Annotated in this window: 17 protein-coding genes, 1 other RNA gene and 2 pseudogenes; 7 read left to right on the top strand and 13 right to left on the bottom strand. The window is 59.8% G+C overall.

Annotation, left to right across the window (positions count from 1 at the left end):
- The 4 genes and pseudogenes from KP703_RS07180 to KP703_RS07165 all read right to left on the bottom strand — a co-directional run.
- Positions 1 to 164 (bottom strand): annotated as a pseudogene (locus KP703_RS07180) (IS5/IS1182 family transposase); the annotation flags it as partial.
- 16 nt (positions 165 to 180) lie between these two features.
- On the bottom strand, positions 181 to 1,656 hold the full coding sequence (locus KP703_RS07175; protein ID WP_215754290.1) for an amino acid permease: 1,476 nt from the start codon (positions 1,654 to 1,656) through the stop codon (positions 181 to 183).
- Between the two features lie 258 nt (positions 1,657 to 1,914).
- On the bottom strand, positions 1,915 to 3,000 hold the full coding sequence (gene dinB / locus KP703_RS07170) for a DNA polymerase IV (protein ID WP_215754289.1): 1,086 nt from the start codon (positions 2,998 to 3,000) through the stop codon (positions 1,915 to 1,917).
- A 211-nt stretch (positions 3,001 to 3,211) separates the two neighbouring features.
- Entirely contained in the window at positions 3,212 to 3,853 is a 642-nt protein-coding gene (locus KP703_RS07165; RefSeq protein WP_062144181.1) for a hypothetical protein, read from the bottom strand.
- Positions 3,854 to 4,023: 170 nt separating this feature from the next.
- On the opposite strand from KP703_RS07165, the gene KP703_RS07160 reads away from it, so the two are divergent.
- Both KP703_RS07160 and KP703_RS07155 read left to right on the top strand, forming a co-directional pair.
- Positions 4,024 to 5,097 carry a quinone-dependent dihydroorotate dehydrogenase gene (locus KP703_RS07160; protein WP_062144205.1) on the top strand — a complete coding sequence of 358 codons (1,074 nt, stop codon included), beginning with the start codon at positions 4,024 to 4,026 and terminating at the stop codon, positions 5,095 to 5,097.
- Between the two features lies 1 nt (position 5,098).
- On the top strand, positions 5,099 to 5,971 hold the full coding sequence (locus KP703_RS07155; protein ID WP_215754288.1) for a TIGR01459 family HAD-type hydrolase: 873 nt from the start codon (positions 5,099 to 5,101) through the stop codon (positions 5,969 to 5,971).
- 63 nt (positions 5,972 to 6,034) lie between these two features.
- On the opposite strand, the gene KP703_RS07150 is transcribed toward KP703_RS07155, so the two are convergent.
- The 5 genes and pseudogenes from KP703_RS07150 to KP703_RS07130 form a co-directional block, all read right to left on the bottom strand.
- Complete coding sequence (locus tag KP703_RS07150; protein ID WP_215754287.1) at positions 6,035 to 6,850, bottom strand: TIGR00282 family metallophosphoesterase; 816 nt, start codon at positions 6,848 to 6,850, stop codon at positions 6,035 to 6,037.
- Positions 6,851 to 6,874: 24 nt separating this feature from the next.
- Positions 6,875 to 7,462, bottom strand: a complete 588-nt coding sequence (locus tag KP703_RS07145; protein WP_215754286.1) for a 5-formyltetrahydrofolate cyclo-ligase — start codon at positions 7,460 to 7,462, stop codon at positions 6,875 to 6,877.
- A non-coding RNA gene (ssrS, locus tag KP703_RS07140) (6S RNA) lies at positions 7,449 to 7,603 on the bottom strand. Before ssrS ends, KP703_RS07145 begins: the two co-directional genes overlap by 14 nt.
- A 156-nt stretch (positions 7,604 to 7,759) precedes the next feature.
- Positions 7,760 to 7,951: pseudogene (locus KP703_RS15600) on the bottom strand (cell division protein ZapA); the annotation flags it as partial.
- Between the two features lie 2 nt (positions 7,952 to 7,953).
- The gene (locus KP703_RS07130; RefSeq protein WP_156470048.1) at positions 7,954 to 8,193 is read right to left on the bottom strand and encodes a hypothetical protein; all 240 of its coding nucleotides are present in this window, start codon (positions 8,191 to 8,193) and stop codon (positions 7,954 to 7,956) included.
- A gap of 87 nt (positions 8,194 to 8,280) precedes the next feature.
- Between KP703_RS07130 and KP703_RS07125 the strand changes: the two genes are divergently transcribed.
- The 4 genes from KP703_RS07125 to KP703_RS07110 all read left to right on the top strand — a co-directional run bounded on the left by KP703_RS07125 (position 8,281) and on the right by KP703_RS07110 (position 10,921).
- A complete protein-coding gene (locus KP703_RS07125; protein ID WP_215754285.1) occupies positions 8,281 to 8,751 on the top strand; it encodes a hypothetical protein in 471 nt (156 codons plus the stop codon).
- Between the two features lie 52 nt (positions 8,752 to 8,803).
- Positions 8,804 to 9,718, top strand: a complete 915-nt coding sequence (locus tag KP703_RS07120; RefSeq protein WP_215754284.1) for a class I fructose-bisphosphate aldolase — start codon at positions 8,804 to 8,806, stop codon at positions 9,716 to 9,718.
- A 35-nt stretch (positions 9,719 to 9,753) separates the two neighbouring features.
- Positions 9,754 to 10,356 (top strand): thiamine phosphate synthase, encoded by a 603-nt coding sequence (locus tag KP703_RS07115; protein WP_215754283.1) that lies wholly within the window; start codon positions 9,754 to 9,756, stop codon positions 10,354 to 10,356.
- A gap of 121 nt (positions 10,357 to 10,477) precedes the next feature.
- On the top strand, positions 10,478 to 10,921 hold the full coding sequence (locus tag KP703_RS07110) for a DUF2501 domain-containing protein (RefSeq protein ID WP_062247707.1): 444 nt from the start codon (positions 10,478 to 10,480) through the stop codon (positions 10,919 to 10,921).
- Positions 10,922 to 10,984: 63 nt separating this feature from the next.
- Here KP703_RS07110 and KP703_RS07105 read toward each other — a convergent pair whose 3' ends face one another.
- The 3 genes from KP703_RS07105 to epmA form a co-directional block, all read right to left on the bottom strand.
- Entirely contained in the window at positions 10,985 to 11,911 is a 927-nt protein-coding gene (locus KP703_RS07105) for a fasciclin domain-containing protein (RefSeq protein ID WP_215754282.1), read from the bottom strand.
- A gap of 49 nt (positions 11,912 to 11,960) precedes the next feature.
- The gene (locus KP703_RS07100; RefSeq protein ID WP_062273602.1) at positions 11,961 to 12,287 is read right to left on the bottom strand and encodes a hypothetical protein; all 327 of its coding nucleotides are present in this window, start codon (positions 12,285 to 12,287) and stop codon (positions 11,961 to 11,963) included.
- A gap of 96 nt (positions 12,288 to 12,383) precedes the next feature.
- On the bottom strand, positions 12,384 to 13,421 hold the full coding sequence (gene epmA / locus KP703_RS07095) for an EF-P lysine aminoacylase EpmA (RefSeq protein ID WP_215754281.1): 1,038 nt from the start codon (positions 13,419 to 13,421) through the stop codon (positions 12,384 to 12,386).
- Between the two features lie 20 nt (positions 13,422 to 13,441).
- On the opposite strand from epmA, the gene KP703_RS07090 reads away from it, so the two are divergent.
- The gene (locus tag KP703_RS07090; RefSeq protein ID WP_215754280.1) at positions 13,442 to 14,491 is read left to right on the top strand and encodes a lysine-2,3-aminomutase-like protein; all 1,050 of its coding nucleotides are present in this window, start codon (positions 13,442 to 13,444) and stop codon (positions 14,489 to 14,491) included.
- 16 nt (positions 14,492 to 14,507) lie between these two features.
- Here KP703_RS07090 and KP703_RS07085 read toward each other — a convergent pair whose 3' ends face one another.
- Positions 14,508 to 15,962, bottom strand: coding sequence for an MFS transporter (locus tag KP703_RS07085; RefSeq protein ID WP_215754279.1), 1,455 nt, complete (start codon positions 15,960 to 15,962; stop codon positions 14,508 to 14,510).
- Positions 15,963 to 16,007 lie beyond the last annotated feature (45 nt).

The following is a 16,007-nucleotide window of genomic DNA, read 5'->3' as shown; positions in this document are numbered from 1 at the left end:
GGCGGACGTCCGCCTTTACTTCCGTCTGAATAGGCCAGAGCCAGCTCCAGATCAGGGCGGAACACCTCAAAATCCACAGTCCGGGAAAAGGCCTCCAGTTGATCGCCAAGCCCGCTCAGCCGAGCAAGACGCTCTTCAACATCAAAGAAACCAGATTGCTTCATCTTCCTCCATCCCCAATCAACGCCAAAAAAATGGAATCACACAGAACAACTCAGAGCCAAGGGGTTTTTCGAACCCTCCATCTGGTTCTGGTGTGTGACGGAAGACTTTCCAGCCGATGGTCAGAAAAATAACCAGAACCGGAATACAGCAGATGGTCCATGTGCCGTTGGGGTAATCAAACGCCATAAGGACGATAACACTGGCAAAAAAGGCCAGTGTAAGCCACGAACTGATGGGCGACCATGGCATGGGAAAAGAGGTGGCAGGTATCTCGCCCCGGTTGATCGCTTTGCGGAGGCGCATCTGGCAGAGAACGATGAAACTCCACGTGCTCAGAACGCCCAGTGATGCCAGATTCAGCACAATTTCAAAAATCTGGGTGGGTAGAAAATAGTTCAGCACCACGCCCACCAGATAAATGGATACCGTCAGGAGAATGGCGGCAGAGGGTACGGAGCGGGAGTTCATATAGGTCAGAAATTTTGGGGCGGAGCCGTCTAGCGCCAGTGCCCGCAGAACACGTCCTGTAGAATACAGGCCGGAGTTCAGGCTGGAAAGGGCGGCTGTCAGCACCACAATATTCATGACGGTATCAATGCCTGGCACGCCCAGCCGTGTGAAAAACGTGACAAACGGGCTGACGCCTGTCTGGTAGGCCTGCCATGGCAGCAGCAGGACCAGCAAAGTGACGGTGCCCACATAAAACAGGCCAATCCGCCAGATGACGGCATTAATGGCTTTGGGGAGAATGTGCGGCACATCTTCGCACTCACCGGCGGCCGTGCCGATCAGCTCAATGGCGGCATAGGCAAACACGACGCCTTGCACGAGCACAAGCGCTGGCAACACACCATGTGGGAACAAGCCTCCATTTTGTGTGATGAGATGCAGCCCGGTGGTCTCCCCGCCAACGGGCGTGCGGAGCCCGAGGATCGCAACACCAATTATCAGAAACAGACTGAGTGCGACGACTTTGATCAGGGAAAACCAGAATTCCATCTCCCCAAACCAGCGCACGCCAATCATGTTCATGCCAGCAATGAGAATGAGGGCGATCAGGGCAAAAACCCATTGGGGTACAGCGGCAAATGTTCCCCAAAAATGCATGTAGAGGGCTACAGCGGTGATATCGAGAATGCCGGTCATGGCCCAGTTGAAGAACGCCATGGCACCCGCCACATACGATGCCTGCGGGCCTAGAAATTCCTGTGCGTAGGAGACAAAGCTGCCGCTGGTGGGGCGGTACATGACCAGTTCGCCAAGAGCGCGCAGCATCAGGAAGGCGAAGATACCGCACACCAGATAGACCAGGGCCAGCGAGGGACCAACCTGCTGCAAGCGTGAGCCAGCACCAAGAAACAGTCCGGTCCCGATGGCTCCCCCAATGGAGATCATCTGGATTTGTCGCCGACCAAGTCCGCGATGATAGCCTTCGGGCGTTAGGGAAGAGGGTTTTGGTGCGTCGGGTTGGGAGAGAGTGTTAGGCGACATTGTGGCATCCTTGCAGGTGCGGAATGACTTGTTTCTTAGGCTCTTCTGAAAGAAGACGCAAAATGAGGGAGCGGTCCGTTTCGGATGCTTAAGGGGCAAATTATTCCAGACTGGATAGGAAGAATGACACGTCTCTTGAGCAGTTTTCAGGAAATTCTCATGTAAGACTATTTTCCGTCATTGCGGTATTTTTAAAAAAATAGGTTGAAATATAATAAATAAAAAAGAGTTATATTTCCGTTATTCTCAAATATGCACTTAAAATTGAGATAGAAGAGAAAGCTGTTCAGTAGCCGGCGGTTCGTCCGTGGATGTGAGGGATGAGACCGTTATGCCAAGCAGGCGCACGGGCCGGGGGAGCGGCAGGAGCGGGCGCAGAAGGAAATGGCCTGTCTCTTCCAGTGCGATCGCGGAAGGAACCGGGTCTGTAAAGGAATGGCTGCGGGTAAGTTGCTGAAAGTTTACGTAGCGGAGCTTTAGCGTCACGGTGCGCCCGGAGGCATGCCGCTTTGTGCAGGCGTGCCAGACGCTTTGCGCCAGAGTGGTGAGTGCAGGGTAGAGTTCTTCCTCCCGGCGCAGATCCCGCTCATAGGTTGTTTCTTTCCCAATGGATTTGCGAGGGCGGTGCGGTTCCACGGGGCGTGGGTCTTCCCCGCGGGCAATGCCGTAATAAAACGTCGCCGCTTTGCCAAAATGGCGGGTGAGGATGTCCAGACTCTGTGTTCGCAGATCGGCACCGGTGTAAATGCCCAAAGCGTTCATGCGGGCAGCAGTAGCCGGACCGATTCCGTGAAAACTGCTGACGGGCAGGTCGGCCACAAAAGTCTCTCCCGCACCGGGCGGGATGACAAACTGACCATTGGGTTTGCGATAGTCTGAGGCGAGTTTGGCCAGAAATTTGTTGTAAGACACGCCAGCTGATGCGGTCAGACCGGTTTCTGCATGGATGGCGGCCCGAATTTCCTGCGCAATGGCGGTGGCAGAGGGACGCGGCAGAAGCGGGTCTGTGACATCCAGATAGGCTTCGTCCAGCGAGAGTGGCTGAATAAGCGGCGTATAGCGGGCAAAAACCGCATGAATCTGGGCAGAAACCGCACGATAGACCTCAAAGCGCGGCGGCACGAAAATCAGTTCCGGGCATTTCCGTTGTGCCACGAGGGATGGCATGGCGGAACGCACCCCAAATTTTCGGGCTTCATAACTGGCGGCCGCTACCACGCCACGTTCCTGACTACGCCCGACCGCCACCGGTCGTCGGCGCAGTTCTGGCGCGTCCCGCTGTTCGACGGACGCATAAAAGGCGTCCATGTCGATGTGAATAATCCGGCGTACAGGCTCAGTCATTCCATACAGAATAGCATGATCTGATGTGCAGCAGGGCAACCGGTGTGTGAAAAAAGCGCGACCCGACCCACAGGAAAACGCTGCGCCCGACACGGAGCGGGATAAAGCGGTTTTGGGGGAGCACCGTAAAGGCAGGTGTTCCCCCTCAAGGCTGTGTTTCAATCGGTTTGTGCCCCGGTCAGCCGGGTGGCCGGCTCTGTCCGGGCACGGTTTAGTGCGGCAGAGCGATGGCGTCTGGGGCGGCGGAGGTGCGTCGAAGTGCCTGCGGCCAGCTGACGGGGGCGGAGCTAATATCAAAATCGTGCCAGCGGGTCAGGGACAGGACAGCGGCCGTTGTGGGAAGTTTACGCGCTGAGGCAACAGGTTTGCCATCAGGTTGCGCCGGGCCAGCGGAGGCTGAAACCGGACCGGGCCAGCCCGTGTGGTGAGACAACCAGTATCCGGCTCCGGCCAGACAGGCCCCCAGTGTGGTGATGGCATTGGTCAGGCGTCCCAGCAGGTTGGGGAAGGACATCAGCGGTTTGAGGAGGGCGTGGACAGTAGTGTCCTGCTCGTTCTGCGCGGCTTCCGTGGCCAGTAGCAGGCTGTATTCCGTGGGGGTAATGGCCAGTGCGCTGCCGGAGCGGATATCCAGCGAGGGCAGTTCCAGCGCGGCCATCTGGGCCAGTGTTTCATGAAACGCATGCGCCACGGCCAGAAAATCCTGCCGGAAGCACGGCAGAAACAGGCTGGTGGACGTGGTGTTGCGGGCATGCGAGCAGCAGGAGGCAGTGCCGGCCAGGCGGCGAATGGTCCAGATAGTCAGCCGTTCGCTGCAGGCAAGGTCTGTCAGGTAAACCGGTGAGCGTGTCATGGCATCATCCTGAAGGGGGCAGCCCTTCGGTCCTCTTTTGCGGTGGTGTTTTGATTTAAATGAGAACAATTCTCATTTGCAAGATAAAAATGCAGGGGGCTGCCTCCCGCTGCAAACAGCGTGGGGTTTTTTCCCTTTTCTTGTCTGGCGGCTTGGGGCAGTACAGAAGCATGTCTCTGCTTGCATCTCTCTCCCTTCCGCTCCTTCGTAAGATGGACCCTGAAACCGCGCATGAACTGGCGCTGGATGCCCTGCAAATGGGTGTGTCCGTGCCGGTCAATCGCCCGAAGGATGACCCGGCACTGGCCACGCGCACCATGGGGATGCGCTTTTCAAACCCGCTGGGGATTGCCGCCGGGTTTGATAAAAATGCCCGTGTGATTCGTCCGCTGGCCAAACTGGGGTTCGGGTTTGTGGAGGCGGGGACGGTCACGCCGCGTCCGCAGGCTGGCAACCCCAAACCGCGCCTGTTCCGGCTGACGGAAGACCACGCTGTTATTAACCGCATGGGCTTTAACAATCAGGGGATTGATCGGTTTGCTGTCCGGCTGGCTCGTCTGCATCGTCCACTGCCGTCCGGGCGCGGTGCCGGGGCAGGGGTGCCGATTGGCGCAAACCTCGGCATTAACAAGACGGGTGCGGACCCGGAGCGCGATTATCCTGCACTGGTGGCGCGGGTTAAGCCGTATGTGAATTATATTGTGCTGAACGTGTCCTCCCCCAACACGCCGGGCCTGCGCGGCCTGCAGGATTCGGCACGTCTGCGCAGCATTCTGGACGCCATTGCCGAGCGCCATCCGGAACGGCCGCCCTTGCTGGTCAAGCTGGCGCCGGATCTGGAAAATGATGCGGTTGGCCCGATTGTGGAAGCCGCCATTGCGGGCGGCGCGCAGGGGCTGATTGTCACCAACACGACGCTGGCGCGACCGGCCACGCTGCTTAGCCCGAACAAAACGGAAAGCGGTGGTCTGTCTGGTCGTCCGCTGCGCACGCGGGCGACGGAAATGCTGCGTCTGGTGGCAGAGGCTTCTGCTGGCCGGATGGCACTGATTTCCTGCGGCGGCATTGAGTCGGGCGCGGATGTGCTGGACCGCATTCGTCTGGGCGCGGACCTCGTGCAGTTCTATGCGGCGTTTTCTTATGAAGGGCCCGCCATTATCGCTCGCCTGAAGCAGGAAATGCTGGATCGCATGCGGGCAGATGGCGTGGAAACGCTGGCCGATATCCGGGGAGCGGACCTGTAAGATGACGAAAACACAGGCTGAGATGCAAACTCTGACGGGCCTGTCTGCCGTAGCAGACCAGTATGACGGCTATATTATTGACCTGTGGGGCACGGTGCATGATGGCGTGCAGCCTTATCCTGGTGCCGTGGCCTGTCTGGAAGCCCTGCGGGCGGCAGGCAAGCGCGTGGTCATGCTTTCCAACGCACCGCGTCCGGCAGAGGTCGTCTGCCGCCAGCTTGAAGGGTTTGGCATCAGCCGGGACCTGCATGATGGTGTGATGACCAGTGGGGAAGAAGTGCGTCGCCTGCTGCGGGAACGGGATGATCCGTGGTTTGCCCGTCTGGGGCGGCGGGTCCTGCATGTGGGCGGCACGCATGATCTGGGTCTGTATGACGGGCTGGATCTGGACCGGGTGACGGACCCGGCAGACGCGCAGTTTATCCTCAATACCGGGCCGGATGCGGAACGCGGGGCGGACTCGGTAGACCCGTATCTGCCCGAACTGCGGGCCGGGCTGGAACGCGGTCTGCCCATGCTGTGCGCTAACCCGGACATGGTTGTGGTCAAAGGTGGCCGCCGGATGATCTGCGCGGGTGTTCTGGCATCATTTTATGAGCAGGAAGGCGGCAATGTGCGGTGGGTTGGTAAACCATACAAGGACATTTATGCCCCTGTCTTTTCCATGCTGAATGTGCCGCAGGACCGCATTCTGGCGATTGGTGACGCCCTGGCCACCGATATGCGCGGGGCCGCCGTTGCCGGGATTGCTGGCGCGTGGATTCTGGGCGGCATTCATCAGGAGATGATTGGCGACAATACAGAGCTTGCCGCCGAAGAAGCTGAAGCCGCGGGCCTGCGTCCGGTTGCCTCTTTGCCGCGTCTGGTCTGGTAACGCTTAGAGGGCGTTTAAAGCGTCTGGCGGGGTTTTCTCGCCAGACAGCCTGAGTAAAAGTGCTTAAAAATCAGGCAGAGTCTGGGCCAGATGGCCACCTTGCCGAATGGGGGCGATACGGCGGGCGAGACCTGTGGCGTCGTCTGTTTCCACCATGATGCCGCACATGGTGGCGTCACCTTCCGCCGGTTGCAGGCGCTCGCCCGGCATCTTGCGGATAAAGCGGGCCATGGCAGGTTCCTTGGTCATGCCGATCACGCTGTCATAATCCCCGCACATGCCAGCATCGGTCTGGAAGGCGGTTCCGGCAGGCAGAATCCGGTGGTCTGCCGTGGGGGTATGGGTGTGCGTGCCCACCACCAGAGAGACGCGGCCATCCAGCACATTGCCAAAGGCCCATTTTTCACTGGTGGCTTCCGCATGGATGTCGACCACGATGGCCTGCGTAGTGACCCCGAGACGGTGGCGCGTCAGTAGTTCATTCATGCAGCGGAAGGGATCATCCAGCGGGTCCATGAACAGACGGCCCATGGCGTTGACCACGAGTGCCTTGCGGCCATCTGCCAGTTCAACCTGTACGCTGCCGTTCCCCGGTGTGCCGGGCGGGAAATTGATGGGGCGGATAATGCGCGGGGCGGAGCCAATATGGCCAATCATGTCCCGCCGGTCCCAGCTATGGTTCCCCAGCGTGATGACATCCACGCCACCTTCAAACAGGTCCGTCGCAATGGCGGGGGAGAGCCCAAACCCGTGGCTGGCATTTTCCGCGTTCACCACCACCAGATCCAGCGCGAGCGTTTTCCGTAATGTTGGCAGGCGGGACAGAACGGCCTCACGGCCACACCGGCCAACAATATCACCCAGAAAAAGAATTCTCACGCCGTCGTCTTTCCTCGTTTGCAGTCAGTCAAAATGCAGAGTCTCCCGTTCTGTTACCAGACGGGAGAGGGGTTGGTCATACGGGCCTGTGGGAAGCTGGTCCACTTCCTGCGCAGCCAGTGCGTAGCCAATGCTGCGCACATCGGGCAGGGATGCCAGTGTGCGGTCATAATAACCGCCCCCATATCCCAACCGATTGCCGGTGCGGTCAAACCCCAGCAGGGGGACCAGCACAAGGTCGGGCGTCAGAGTCGGGCCGTCGGGCACCTGGGTGCCAAAGCGCCCGCGCAGCATAGGGGTGTGGGGGGTCCAGAGCCGGAAAGTCAGCGGTTGCCCGCGTGGGGGCGTATCCGGCAGCAACACGTGGCGTCCGGCGGTGCTGAGCTGATGGCAAAGGGGGCGGAGGTCAATCTCGTGCGGCAGGGGCCAGACACAGGCAATGTGTATGCACTGTGTGGCCAGCAATGTTTCCGCCAGACGTGCCGCAAGGGTTGTGTCCACCCCGGCCGGGCGGTCTTTCAGAACAGCGAGGCAGCGTGTGCGCTGTGCCTGCTTGGCTTCGGCAATAGCCGGTGGGTCTGAAACTAAAGAAGAAGAGTGCGAAGCCGCCATGGCCGTTGGTCTTTCAACCTCCAGGACCTGCTTGTACAGGTGGGCGCCGGATAATGTGACCAGGGCCACAACAGAGCCAGCTCCCTAGGAAGTGCTTATCGGCCCAGGGAATGACTCGCCTGACGCACCGGGCAGCTCCGCCTCTTCTATGTAGGCGTCCTCAAGGCTGGCTGCAATAGCTTCCGCATGTTCTGCCATGTCAGTCAGGCGACTGTTCATCAGCATTTGTTCTGTGCGCAGGCGTTCTGCCTCTTCCACAGCCTGCGTTGTGCTCTCTGGCACATGCTGGCTGGAGAGGTCCTGAATTTCATCCGCCATGAACAGGGCGGCCAGCACCAGCACGCGGCTTTCCCCGGTAAAGCCGAGGTCCCGCACGCGCTGCACGCGGCGTTCAACCTGCTGGGCCATGGCCTGAACATGCCGTTCCTCGCCGTTTTCACACCCGACGGAATAGCTGTGGCCATTAATGCGAATTGAAACAAGCGCCATGGTTATTTATCTTCCGGTCGGTCCGCGTGGGCCAGAGCGTCGCGCACGCGGCTGATCAGCACATCAACATTGGCGACGAGTTCCTGCGTATCCACGCTCTTGCGCTGTTCTGCCTGACGGCTTTTATCAAGAGCGAAGGAGATACGCTGCAAGGCGCGGTTCAGCCGGTCAATCGGATCAATTTCTGCAGGTGAGGGTGTTTCTGCCGGCCCGGAGGCGGCAGGGTCGTGTAATTCTGTCAAAGATGGTCCGGGACCCTGATCTTGCATTCTTGTCTACCCTTCTCTCAAAAGGAATCACCCGCAAACGCGGCGGCGTCAAGCATGGTCATGGAAAACAATCCAATTTTATCGCCTTCTTTTCTGCCCTACGGCTTCTTTACACTTCATGATTACGCCACCGGTATGGCAGTGTGCCATGCCGCGCAGAATGCAGGGGTGCTTACGCAGCAAACTTCCAGGGCCCCCTTCGGGTTCCTTTCTGCCGCCGGTGCGGCAGGGTTTATGGGCGTGTCGTGGTGGCAGGCGCTCATCCGCCAGCTGGAACAGGAAAGCGGCTGCCAGTATTTTCATGCTCTGGATTGCGGCCGCAGCGTGGGGCATGCGGTCATGGCATGCACGCTTGGTCAGAAAAATGTCATTTTACAGACCGATTCTGAACGCATGGCCGCGGTTCGCGTTCTGTATCAAACATGTGGCGGGCACCTTTTTTCAGTCCGTCCGCCATCATTTGACCTTACGGGTCCGCTATCTGCAAAAACGCATCTTGCCGCGTATTTCATGCGCAGTTATTGCCAGTGAATGGTTCCGGGAAATATAGGCCCGGATGAAAGCCAAGAGGAAGGATTTCCCAATGACGCTTACCCCCCAGGTTAAGGCTATTCTTGATCATTACGAGAGCGATAATCCCGGTACAAAAACAAATCTCGCCCGTTTCCTGAATGCAGGTAAACTTGGTGGCACGGGTAAGCTGGTCATCCTGCCGGTGGATCAGGGCTTTGAACATGGCCCGGCCCGTTCCTTTGCGGCTAACCCCGCAGCGTATGACCCGCACTATCATTTTGAACTGGCGATTGAAGCTGGCCTGAGCGGCTATGCCGCACCGCTGGGCATGCTGGAATGTGGTGCAGCGAAATATGCGGCTGAAATCCCGCTGATCCTCAAATGCAACAGCTCCAACAGCCTCGCCACGGAAAAAGATCAGGCCGTGACCGGCACCGTGGCTGATGCGCTGCGTCTGGGCTGCGCAGGCATTGGCTTTACCATCTATCCGGGCTCTGAATACTGCTTCGACCAGATGGAAGAATTCCGTGAGCTGGCTGCGGAAGCCAAAGCTGCCGGTCTGGCTGTTATCCTGTGGAGCTACCCGCGTGGCCCGCTGCTGGACAAGCCGGCTGAAACCGCTGTGGACGTGTGTGCTTATGCCGCGCATATGGCCGCTCTGTGTGGCGCGCACATCATCAAAGTGAAGCCGCCGACCGATCTGGTTGCTCTGCCTGCCAACAAGCCTGTTTATGAGCAGAACAACATTGATATCTCCACGCTGCCGGCCCGTATCCGCCACGTGGTGCAGTCCACCTTTGCCGGCCGCCGCATCGTGATCTTCTCCGGTGGTGAAAAAGCCGGGACGGACAACCTGCTGACGACCATCAAAGGCATTCAGGAAGGCGGTGGCTTCGGTTCCATCATCGGTCGTAACGTCTTCCAGCGTCCGAAGGCGGAAGCTCTGGATCTGCTCAACCAGATCATCACCATCTTCAAAAGCTGAAACAGTTAGACGTGACGACAGGACAGGGAGCCGGGATGACGGCATATGATGTCTATCTCGCAACCCCCGTTCTGCGGGATGTCGAGGCTTTTCTGCCAGATCTGGCACGGGGGATGCAGCAGCATACCCCCGCTGCCGTTCTGCTCCGGCTGGCCGATGCGCCAGATGCGGAGCTGATCAAACACATTCAGACCGTTCAGTCTGTTGTCCACGCGCAGGACATTGCCCTGATGCTGGAAGACAGACCGGCCCTTGCTGCCCGCACCGGGTGTGATGGCGTGCATCTGTCCACCGGCTTTGCCGAGGCCTCCGTCAAGGATGTGCGCAAGCAGATCGGGGATGATTTGCAGCTGGGTGTTGCCGTTGGCGGAAGCCGGGACGCCGCAATGCGGGCTGGTGAGGCCGGGGCCGATTATATCAGCTTTTCTACCGCTATTCCGGTAGTGCCGGCGGAGGGGGAAGCCCCGGAAAGCCTGACAGACCTGGTGCGCTGGTGGTGTCTGGTGATGGAACTGCCCGCTGTAGTGGAGGTTGAAGACCCCTCTCAGGTTGCACCTTTTGTGCAGGTGGGTGCGGACTTCATCCTGCCCGGGCCTGCATTTTGGGAAAATCCGTCTCTCTGGGCCTTTTCCGGCTGAGAGCGGCGGCTGGCCATAGTTCAGCCATGTCCTTCTGCCATGTCTGCACCCTGATCTTCGGCTTGAAGACCGGCCTTTATGGCCGCATACAGGCTGAGGACGTTTCGAAAAGGGTAGTCCCATGATGAACAAGAAAACTCTTCTGGCGCTGGTTGCCGTCGCTGGCCTGACAGGTGCAGCTTCTGCCGCACAGGCGCAGAGCTTTGGCAGCATTGGGCAGAACGCTCTTTCCGCCGCCACCAGCAGCGCTAAAAGCAGTGCTACGGGCATGGTGGGCAACATGCTTCCCAGCCTGTCTTCCGCCAGCACCAGCAACCTGACCGGTGTTCTGGGCTACTGCGTGCAGAACAACGTGCTTTCCGGCGCGAATGCAAGCTCTGCCAGTTCTCTTCTGAACAACCTGACGCAGCAGCAGGGTGTGACCTCTTCCAGCGGCTATAGCGCTGGTCAGCAGGGTCTGCTGCAGACGGGTGATAACCAGATGTTCTCTCTGGCCAACCTCAAAGGTCAGCTGAAGACCAAGCTGTGCAACATGGTTCTGAGCAAGACGCAGTCTCTGCTGTAATCAGCTGAGTTTGCGCCTTTAAAAAAGCCTGCCGGTTGAAAAACTGGCAGGCTTTTTTTGTGCTTAGCGTGTTGTGCTGTTCTGGAGGAGCGGCGGGGTAGCCAGTGTATTTGCTCCTCCCGTGGCCCGATGGCCGGGGATGGGCTGAGGCACAGCCGGGGTGACCGCAACGGGGGCCGGGATGCCTTTGGGGGTGTCTGCCCGTACTGCCTGTGTGGCGCGTTTGGCGATGGTCACAGGCGGATCGTTCGCAGGGGGCAGGAGCAGGGACTGCGTGAAATACAGCCTGCCGTTGGACTGCGGGATGCCCGTAACCCACAGGCGGGACGTCATGCCTGCGCCATTGCCCAGAATAATCTGGCCGGTTGGCTGATCAACCCATGCAGACAGAATGCGGCCACTCAGCGTTGGCAGGCCAACAGAGTGGGTGGGAGAGGCCTGAGCGGCAACGCGCAGCTGATCGACCGACCATTCCCCCTTCACAATGGAATAGGCCAGAATATCGCGCAGAAGGGTGGCGTTTTCCGGTGCGGTCAGCTTGCTGCCAGCCGGAGTCTGATAAGTCTCCAGCACCGTGTTCGGGATGCCGAACACGGTATAGGGCCCGCTTTGCTGCAGGGTGCGGAACAGCCCGGTGGTGTTCAGGCCATGCACATAATCGGCCATCTCAATGGCGGTGGGGAGCGTGTCGGAAAGCGGGCGGTCACAAAAGGCCGGGCTTTCCGGGTCCGCATACGCAAGGGCGCTGTCCGGAATACCCTTCTGATTTTCAGCCGCTGTCTTGCCCGGGGCATAGGTCCGCGCACCGGAGACGGTGGGGAGCATGTAGGAACAGGTGGAGGTCGGCGTAACGTAAGGGTCCTGCCGCGCCTGACTCTGGCACCCGGCCAGAGCCGTCAGAGCAAGAAAGGCTGGAGCCAGAAGAGTCGGTTTTAACGGTGTGCGTGCCTGTGCGCAGCGATGCCACATGGGCGTCTCCCAAAAAATCATGCCCTGAAAAGTCCAAGTGGAGTCGTGTGGCAGACTGCGCCGGGCATGGTCAGCATCCGTCTCCCCGCATTGTCCAGGCGGAGACAACTCCGTTTACCAGCTCAAAATTGGTCTGGCAGGTGTAGGTATAGGCTGTGCCTGTGCCACCCCAGCCGCTCATGGGCATCATGGAATAGTCAGTCTGCTGGTTGATGTAGGAGAGGAACGTATGGTTGCCGGAAACAAACTCGCGGGTGGGAACCCCGTAGGTCCGCACCACGTCAACAGCCTGTTTGCCAATCATGGAATCCAGTTGGCGGCGTTCTTTGGCAGTGGGAACCTGGCAGGCAGCCAGAGAGAGCATGCTCACCAGAAGAAGAAGTTTTCTATGCGTCATGACGAGGATCCAGACAGGGTGAAACATGCCACCCCGGCACCATGCGCGCAGAGTACCGGGGGCGGGGTAACAAACACAGACGCTAAATCTTGCAGACTAACGGCTCAGCCACAAGACATCCTGTATGCGCCGCGCCCCACAGCTTAACATGACGAGCCTGTCAAACCCCAGCGCAATCCCGGAGCAGGGGGGCATATGGGGCAGGGCATCCAGCAGGCTTTCATCCATCGGCCAGTCGGGCCGGGTTGGGTAGAGCGCTTTGCGGGCTGTACGGTCAGCCTGAAAGCGGCGGCGCTGTTCTTTGGCATCTGTCAGCTCCTCAAACGCATTGGCCAGTTCTACTCCAGCGGCATACAGCTCAAACCGCAGAGCGACGCGCGGGTCTGTGGGGTCACGCCGGGCAAGGGCAGCCTGACTGGCGGGCCAGTGGGTCAAAAAGGTTGGTCGCGTGCGGCCTATGGCGGGTTCCACCCGTTCCAGCAGCAGCCGGAAAAACAGATCTTCCCAGTTTTCCACGGCGCGGAGGGTGCAGCCTGCGGCTTGTGCCAGTGCTGCGGCGTCGCCTTCTGTGGGCAGCAGATCTACCCCGGCGTGACGGCGGAAGGCTTCTTCCATGGTCAGCCGCTCAAAAGGGAACTGGATGTCCAGCGTCTGGTCCAGACCGGGGCCGGTATGCTCCAGCCGGGGTGGCAGTACCGCCCGAATCAGCGCTTCGGTTTCATCCATCAGCCCGTCCAGTCCGATACCGGGGTGATACCATTCCAGCATGGTAAATTCCGGGGCGTGCAGGGCACTTTGTTCGCCATTGCGCCAGACTCGCGCAAACTGAAACACAGGCAGGCCCGTGGCGGCGACAATCCGCTTCATCGCAAATTCAGGGCTTGTGTGCAGGAACAGATTGTCCTGCTCCCCCTGTGGTGTTTCCCGCACGGTGTGGAAAGGGTGCAGATGCACCTCTTCCCCCGGTGCGGGCACGGCATAGGGCGTTTCCACTTCTATATGGCCGCGTGCTTCCAGAAAGGCGCGGATGCCACGCGTCATCAATCCGCGACGGCGCAGAAAGGGCAGGCGGTCCCGAATATGGTCCGGGTCAGCGTGTGCGGAATGGGTCTGTGGGATTGCAGGAGAGGACATGGTGAGAGTAGAGCCGTGACATGTCTCATCCGGTCAAGCCCCCTCCGTCCGCCCGCAGGCTTTTGCGTACCCCAGAGGATCTGATTGCCGCGGGTCTGGTCCCGCCTGAGCAAAAGGATGCGCTGGCTGCCGTGGCGCAGGACTATGCCACCGCCATTCCTCCCGCGTTTCTGGACCTGATTGAACAGCCGGATGACCCGATTGGCGTGCAGGTGATCCCCTCGCCAGAGGAACTGCTGATCACGTCGGAGGAACGCTCGGACCCGATTGGGGATGAGGCGCTGTCTCCCGTGCCGGGCATTGTGCATCGCTACGCGGACCGCGCCCTGCTCAAGCCTTTGCTGGTGTGTCCACTTTATTGCCGCTTCTGTTTCCGGCGCGAGCATGTCGGGCCGGATGGCGGCGTGCTGGATGATGCCGCGCTGGAAAAGGCGCTGGACTGGCTGCGGTCCCATCCCGCTATTCGGGAAGTCATTCTGACGGGCGGCGACCCGTTAATGCTGTCTCCGCGTCGGCTGGGGCAGATTATTACAGCCCTTTCTGCCATGCCGCATGTCACCACCATTCGCCTGCATACACGGGTGCCGGTTGCTGCACCCGAGCGGGTGACGGATGCGCTGCTGGACGTGCTGGAAACCGATAAAGCGCTGTGGATGGCGGTCCACATCAACCATGCGCGGGAAATGTCAGAGGCCGCGCGGGGCTGCCTGAAGCGCCTTGTGCGCCGGGGTGTGCCGTTGCTGGGCCAGTCCGTGCTGCTGCGTGGCGTGAATGATAGCGAACAGGCTCTGGAAGATCTGTTCCGCAGCATGGTGGAAGTGCGGATGCGGCCTTATTACCTGCATCAGCTCGACCCGGCTCCCGGCACGGCGCGCTTCCATGTGCCGGTGGCGGAAGGCCAGCGGCTGCTGGCAGGACTCCGAGGGCGCGTTACGGGCCTCGCCTGGCCTACGTATGTGCTGGATATTCCCGGTGGCTACGGCAAGGTGCCGCTTGGGCCGGATTACGTGGATGGCGCGTTGCAGGTGCGGGACCCGGAAGGCCGACCGCATACGCTGCAACGGCTTTAGGGCTTCGAGCCGGGGATTAGCGGGACCGACGGCCCCCGGTCACCTCATGCCCCAGCTCTTTGGGCATACGGGCAAAGCCAAGCGTGCCGATCAGGACGATGACGGCAGTAATCAGAAACGCGATGTGAATTTCCGGCAGGCCCACCGTCGGGTGCCCGTAGAAAGACTCCAGCAGGGTCAGGCAGAAAGCGGTGAAGGCCACGCCGGCGGTTGAGCCGGTCTGGCCCAGTATGGACATCATGCTGGTGGCTTTGCTGCGCTCAGCCGTGGAAATATCGGCAAAGGCGACAGTGGAGAGGCTGGTGAGCTGCATGGAGCGCGTCATGCCCGCAAAGGCCAGCGCCAGCATCAGCAGGATATCCGGCGTCTGGGGTGTGAGAAACACGAACAGGGCCAGCGAGAGCGAGACCAGAAACCCGTTAAAGAACAGGATATTCCGAAAGCCGCCCCAGCGAAGAATGGCGGAGGTAAACGGCTTGATGCCCAGATTGGCGCAGAAATAGGCCAGAAGCCAGGTGCCTGCCCGCGCAGGCGAAAAGCCAAAACCAAGCTGGAAGAACAGCGGCAGCAGGAACGGCGCCGAGGAAAACACGCCACGGAAGATCAGCCCCGGATAAAATGAGGCATAGCGCAGGCTGTCATGCTTCAGCACATCCAGCGAAAGGATGGGCGTGGGATGCTGGCGCAAATGCCGGATGGCCAGAACGCCCGTCACGCCGCCCACCAGAATGAGGGCCAGAGCCATTAGGCGGGCAGAGCCGGTCTCGGCAGAGCGTTGCAGGCCAGCAAGCAGGCAGGTCAGGCTGCTGGCGCACAGCACAAGCCCGCGAATGTCCAGCGGAGGAGCTTCTTCCCGCGGGGCGGAGGGCACAACGCGCAGCACGGCAATTACCGCCAGCAGGCCCACAGGCAGGTTCAGCCAGAAGTTCCAGCGCCAGCCGACGGTCTGGGTAATATAACCGCCCAGAACCGGGCCGATGATGGGGGCTGTCAGGGCCGGCCAGACGGTGACGGACTGCGCCCGCATCAGATCCTGCTTGGGCGTGTAGCGCAGCATAATGGCGGTGCCGATGGGCATCATCACGGCCCCGGCGAGGCCTTGCCCGATGCGGGCGCAAACAAATTCTGTCAGCCCATGCGCCACCCCGCACAGTAAGGAAGAGAGCGTGAACAGCAGCATGGCCATCCACATGATGCGCTTTTCACCAATTTTGGTCGCCAGCCATGCGGCCAGAGGGGCTACGGCGGCTGAGGCCAGCATATAGGCCGTTACCCCAAGCGACAGATCCAGCGTCTTAACCCCGAAGGAGCGCGCCATCTGCGGCAGGGAGGTATTGATAATGGCCCCGTCCAGATTCTGCATGAACGTCGCCATGGCCATGATGAGGGCCAGAAGAGGCGAGTACCGCTGAACGACGTCAGACGTGGAGGACGGGGAAGATGACGGGAGGGAAGAGGCTGTCCGGGGCATAGGCTCTGCGTAGCTGATTTTTCAGACAAACGCGCTATGAAAGGA

Origin of the sequence: Acetobacter sp. P5B1 (genome assembly GCF_018811985.1) — a bacterium.
GTDB classification, from domain to species: Bacteria; Pseudomonadota; Alphaproteobacteria; order Acetobacterales; family Acetobacteraceae; genus Acetobacter; species Acetobacter cerevisiae.
The sequence above is the reverse complement of the archived record's forward strand: the minus strand, read 5'-3'. Positions and strand labels throughout refer to the sequence as shown.

Bases quoted from the DNA above. Each gene is read 5' to 3' on its own strand.
- KP703_RS07100 (WP_062273602.1), bottom strand. From the start codon at position 12,287: ATGACGCATAGAAAACTTCTTCTTCTGGTGAGCATGCTCTCTCTGGCT.
- KP703_RS07105 (WP_215754282.1), bottom strand. From the start codon at position 11,911: ATGATTTTTTGGGAGACGCCCATGTGGCATCGCTGCGCACAGGCACGC.
- KP703_RS07085 (WP_215754279.1), bottom strand. From the start codon at position 15,962: ATGCCCCGGACAGCCTCTTCCCTCCCGTCATCTTCCCCGTCCTCCACG.
- KP703_RS07115 (WP_215754283.1), top strand. From the start codon at position 9,754: ATGACGGCATATGATGTCTATCTCGCAACCCCCGTTCTGCGGGATGTC.
- dinB (WP_215754289.1), bottom strand. From the start codon at position 3,000: ATGACTGAGCCTGTACGCCGGATTATTCACATCGACATGGACGCCTTT.
- KP703_RS07175 (WP_215754290.1), bottom strand. From the start codon at position 1,656: ATGTCGCCTAACACTCTCTCCCAACCCGACGCACCAAAACCCTCTTCC.
- KP703_RS07155 (WP_215754288.1), top strand. From the start codon at position 5,099: ATGACGAAAACACAGGCTGAGATGCAAACTCTGACGGGCCTGTCTGCC.
- KP703_RS07145 (WP_215754286.1), bottom strand. From the start codon at position 7,462: ATGGCGGCTTCGCACTCTTCTTCTTTAGTTTCAGACCCACCGGCTATT.
- KP703_RS07125 (WP_215754285.1), top strand. From the start codon at position 8,281: ATGGAAAACAATCCAATTTTATCGCCTTCTTTTCTGCCCTACGGCTTC.
- KP703_RS07165 (WP_062144181.1), bottom strand. From the start codon at position 3,853: ATGACACGCTCACCGGTTTACCTGACAGACCTTGCCTGCAGCGAACGG.
- KP703_RS07160 (WP_062144205.1), top strand. From the start codon at position 4,024: ATGTCTCTGCTTGCATCTCTCTCCCTTCCGCTCCTTCGTAAGATGGAC.
- KP703_RS07110 (WP_062247707.1), top strand. From the start codon at position 10,478: ATGATGAACAAGAAAACTCTTCTGGCGCTGGTTGCCGTCGCTGGCCTG.
- KP703_RS07090 (WP_215754280.1), top strand. From the start codon at position 13,442: ATGTCTCATCCGGTCAAGCCCCCTCCGTCCGCCCGCAGGCTTTTGCGT.
- KP703_RS07120 (WP_215754284.1), top strand. From the start codon at position 8,804: ATGACGCTTACCCCCCAGGTTAAGGCTATTCTTGATCATTACGAGAGC.
- epmA (WP_215754281.1), bottom strand. From the start codon at position 13,421: ATGTCCTCTCCTGCAATCCCACAGACCCATTCCGCACACGCTGACCCG.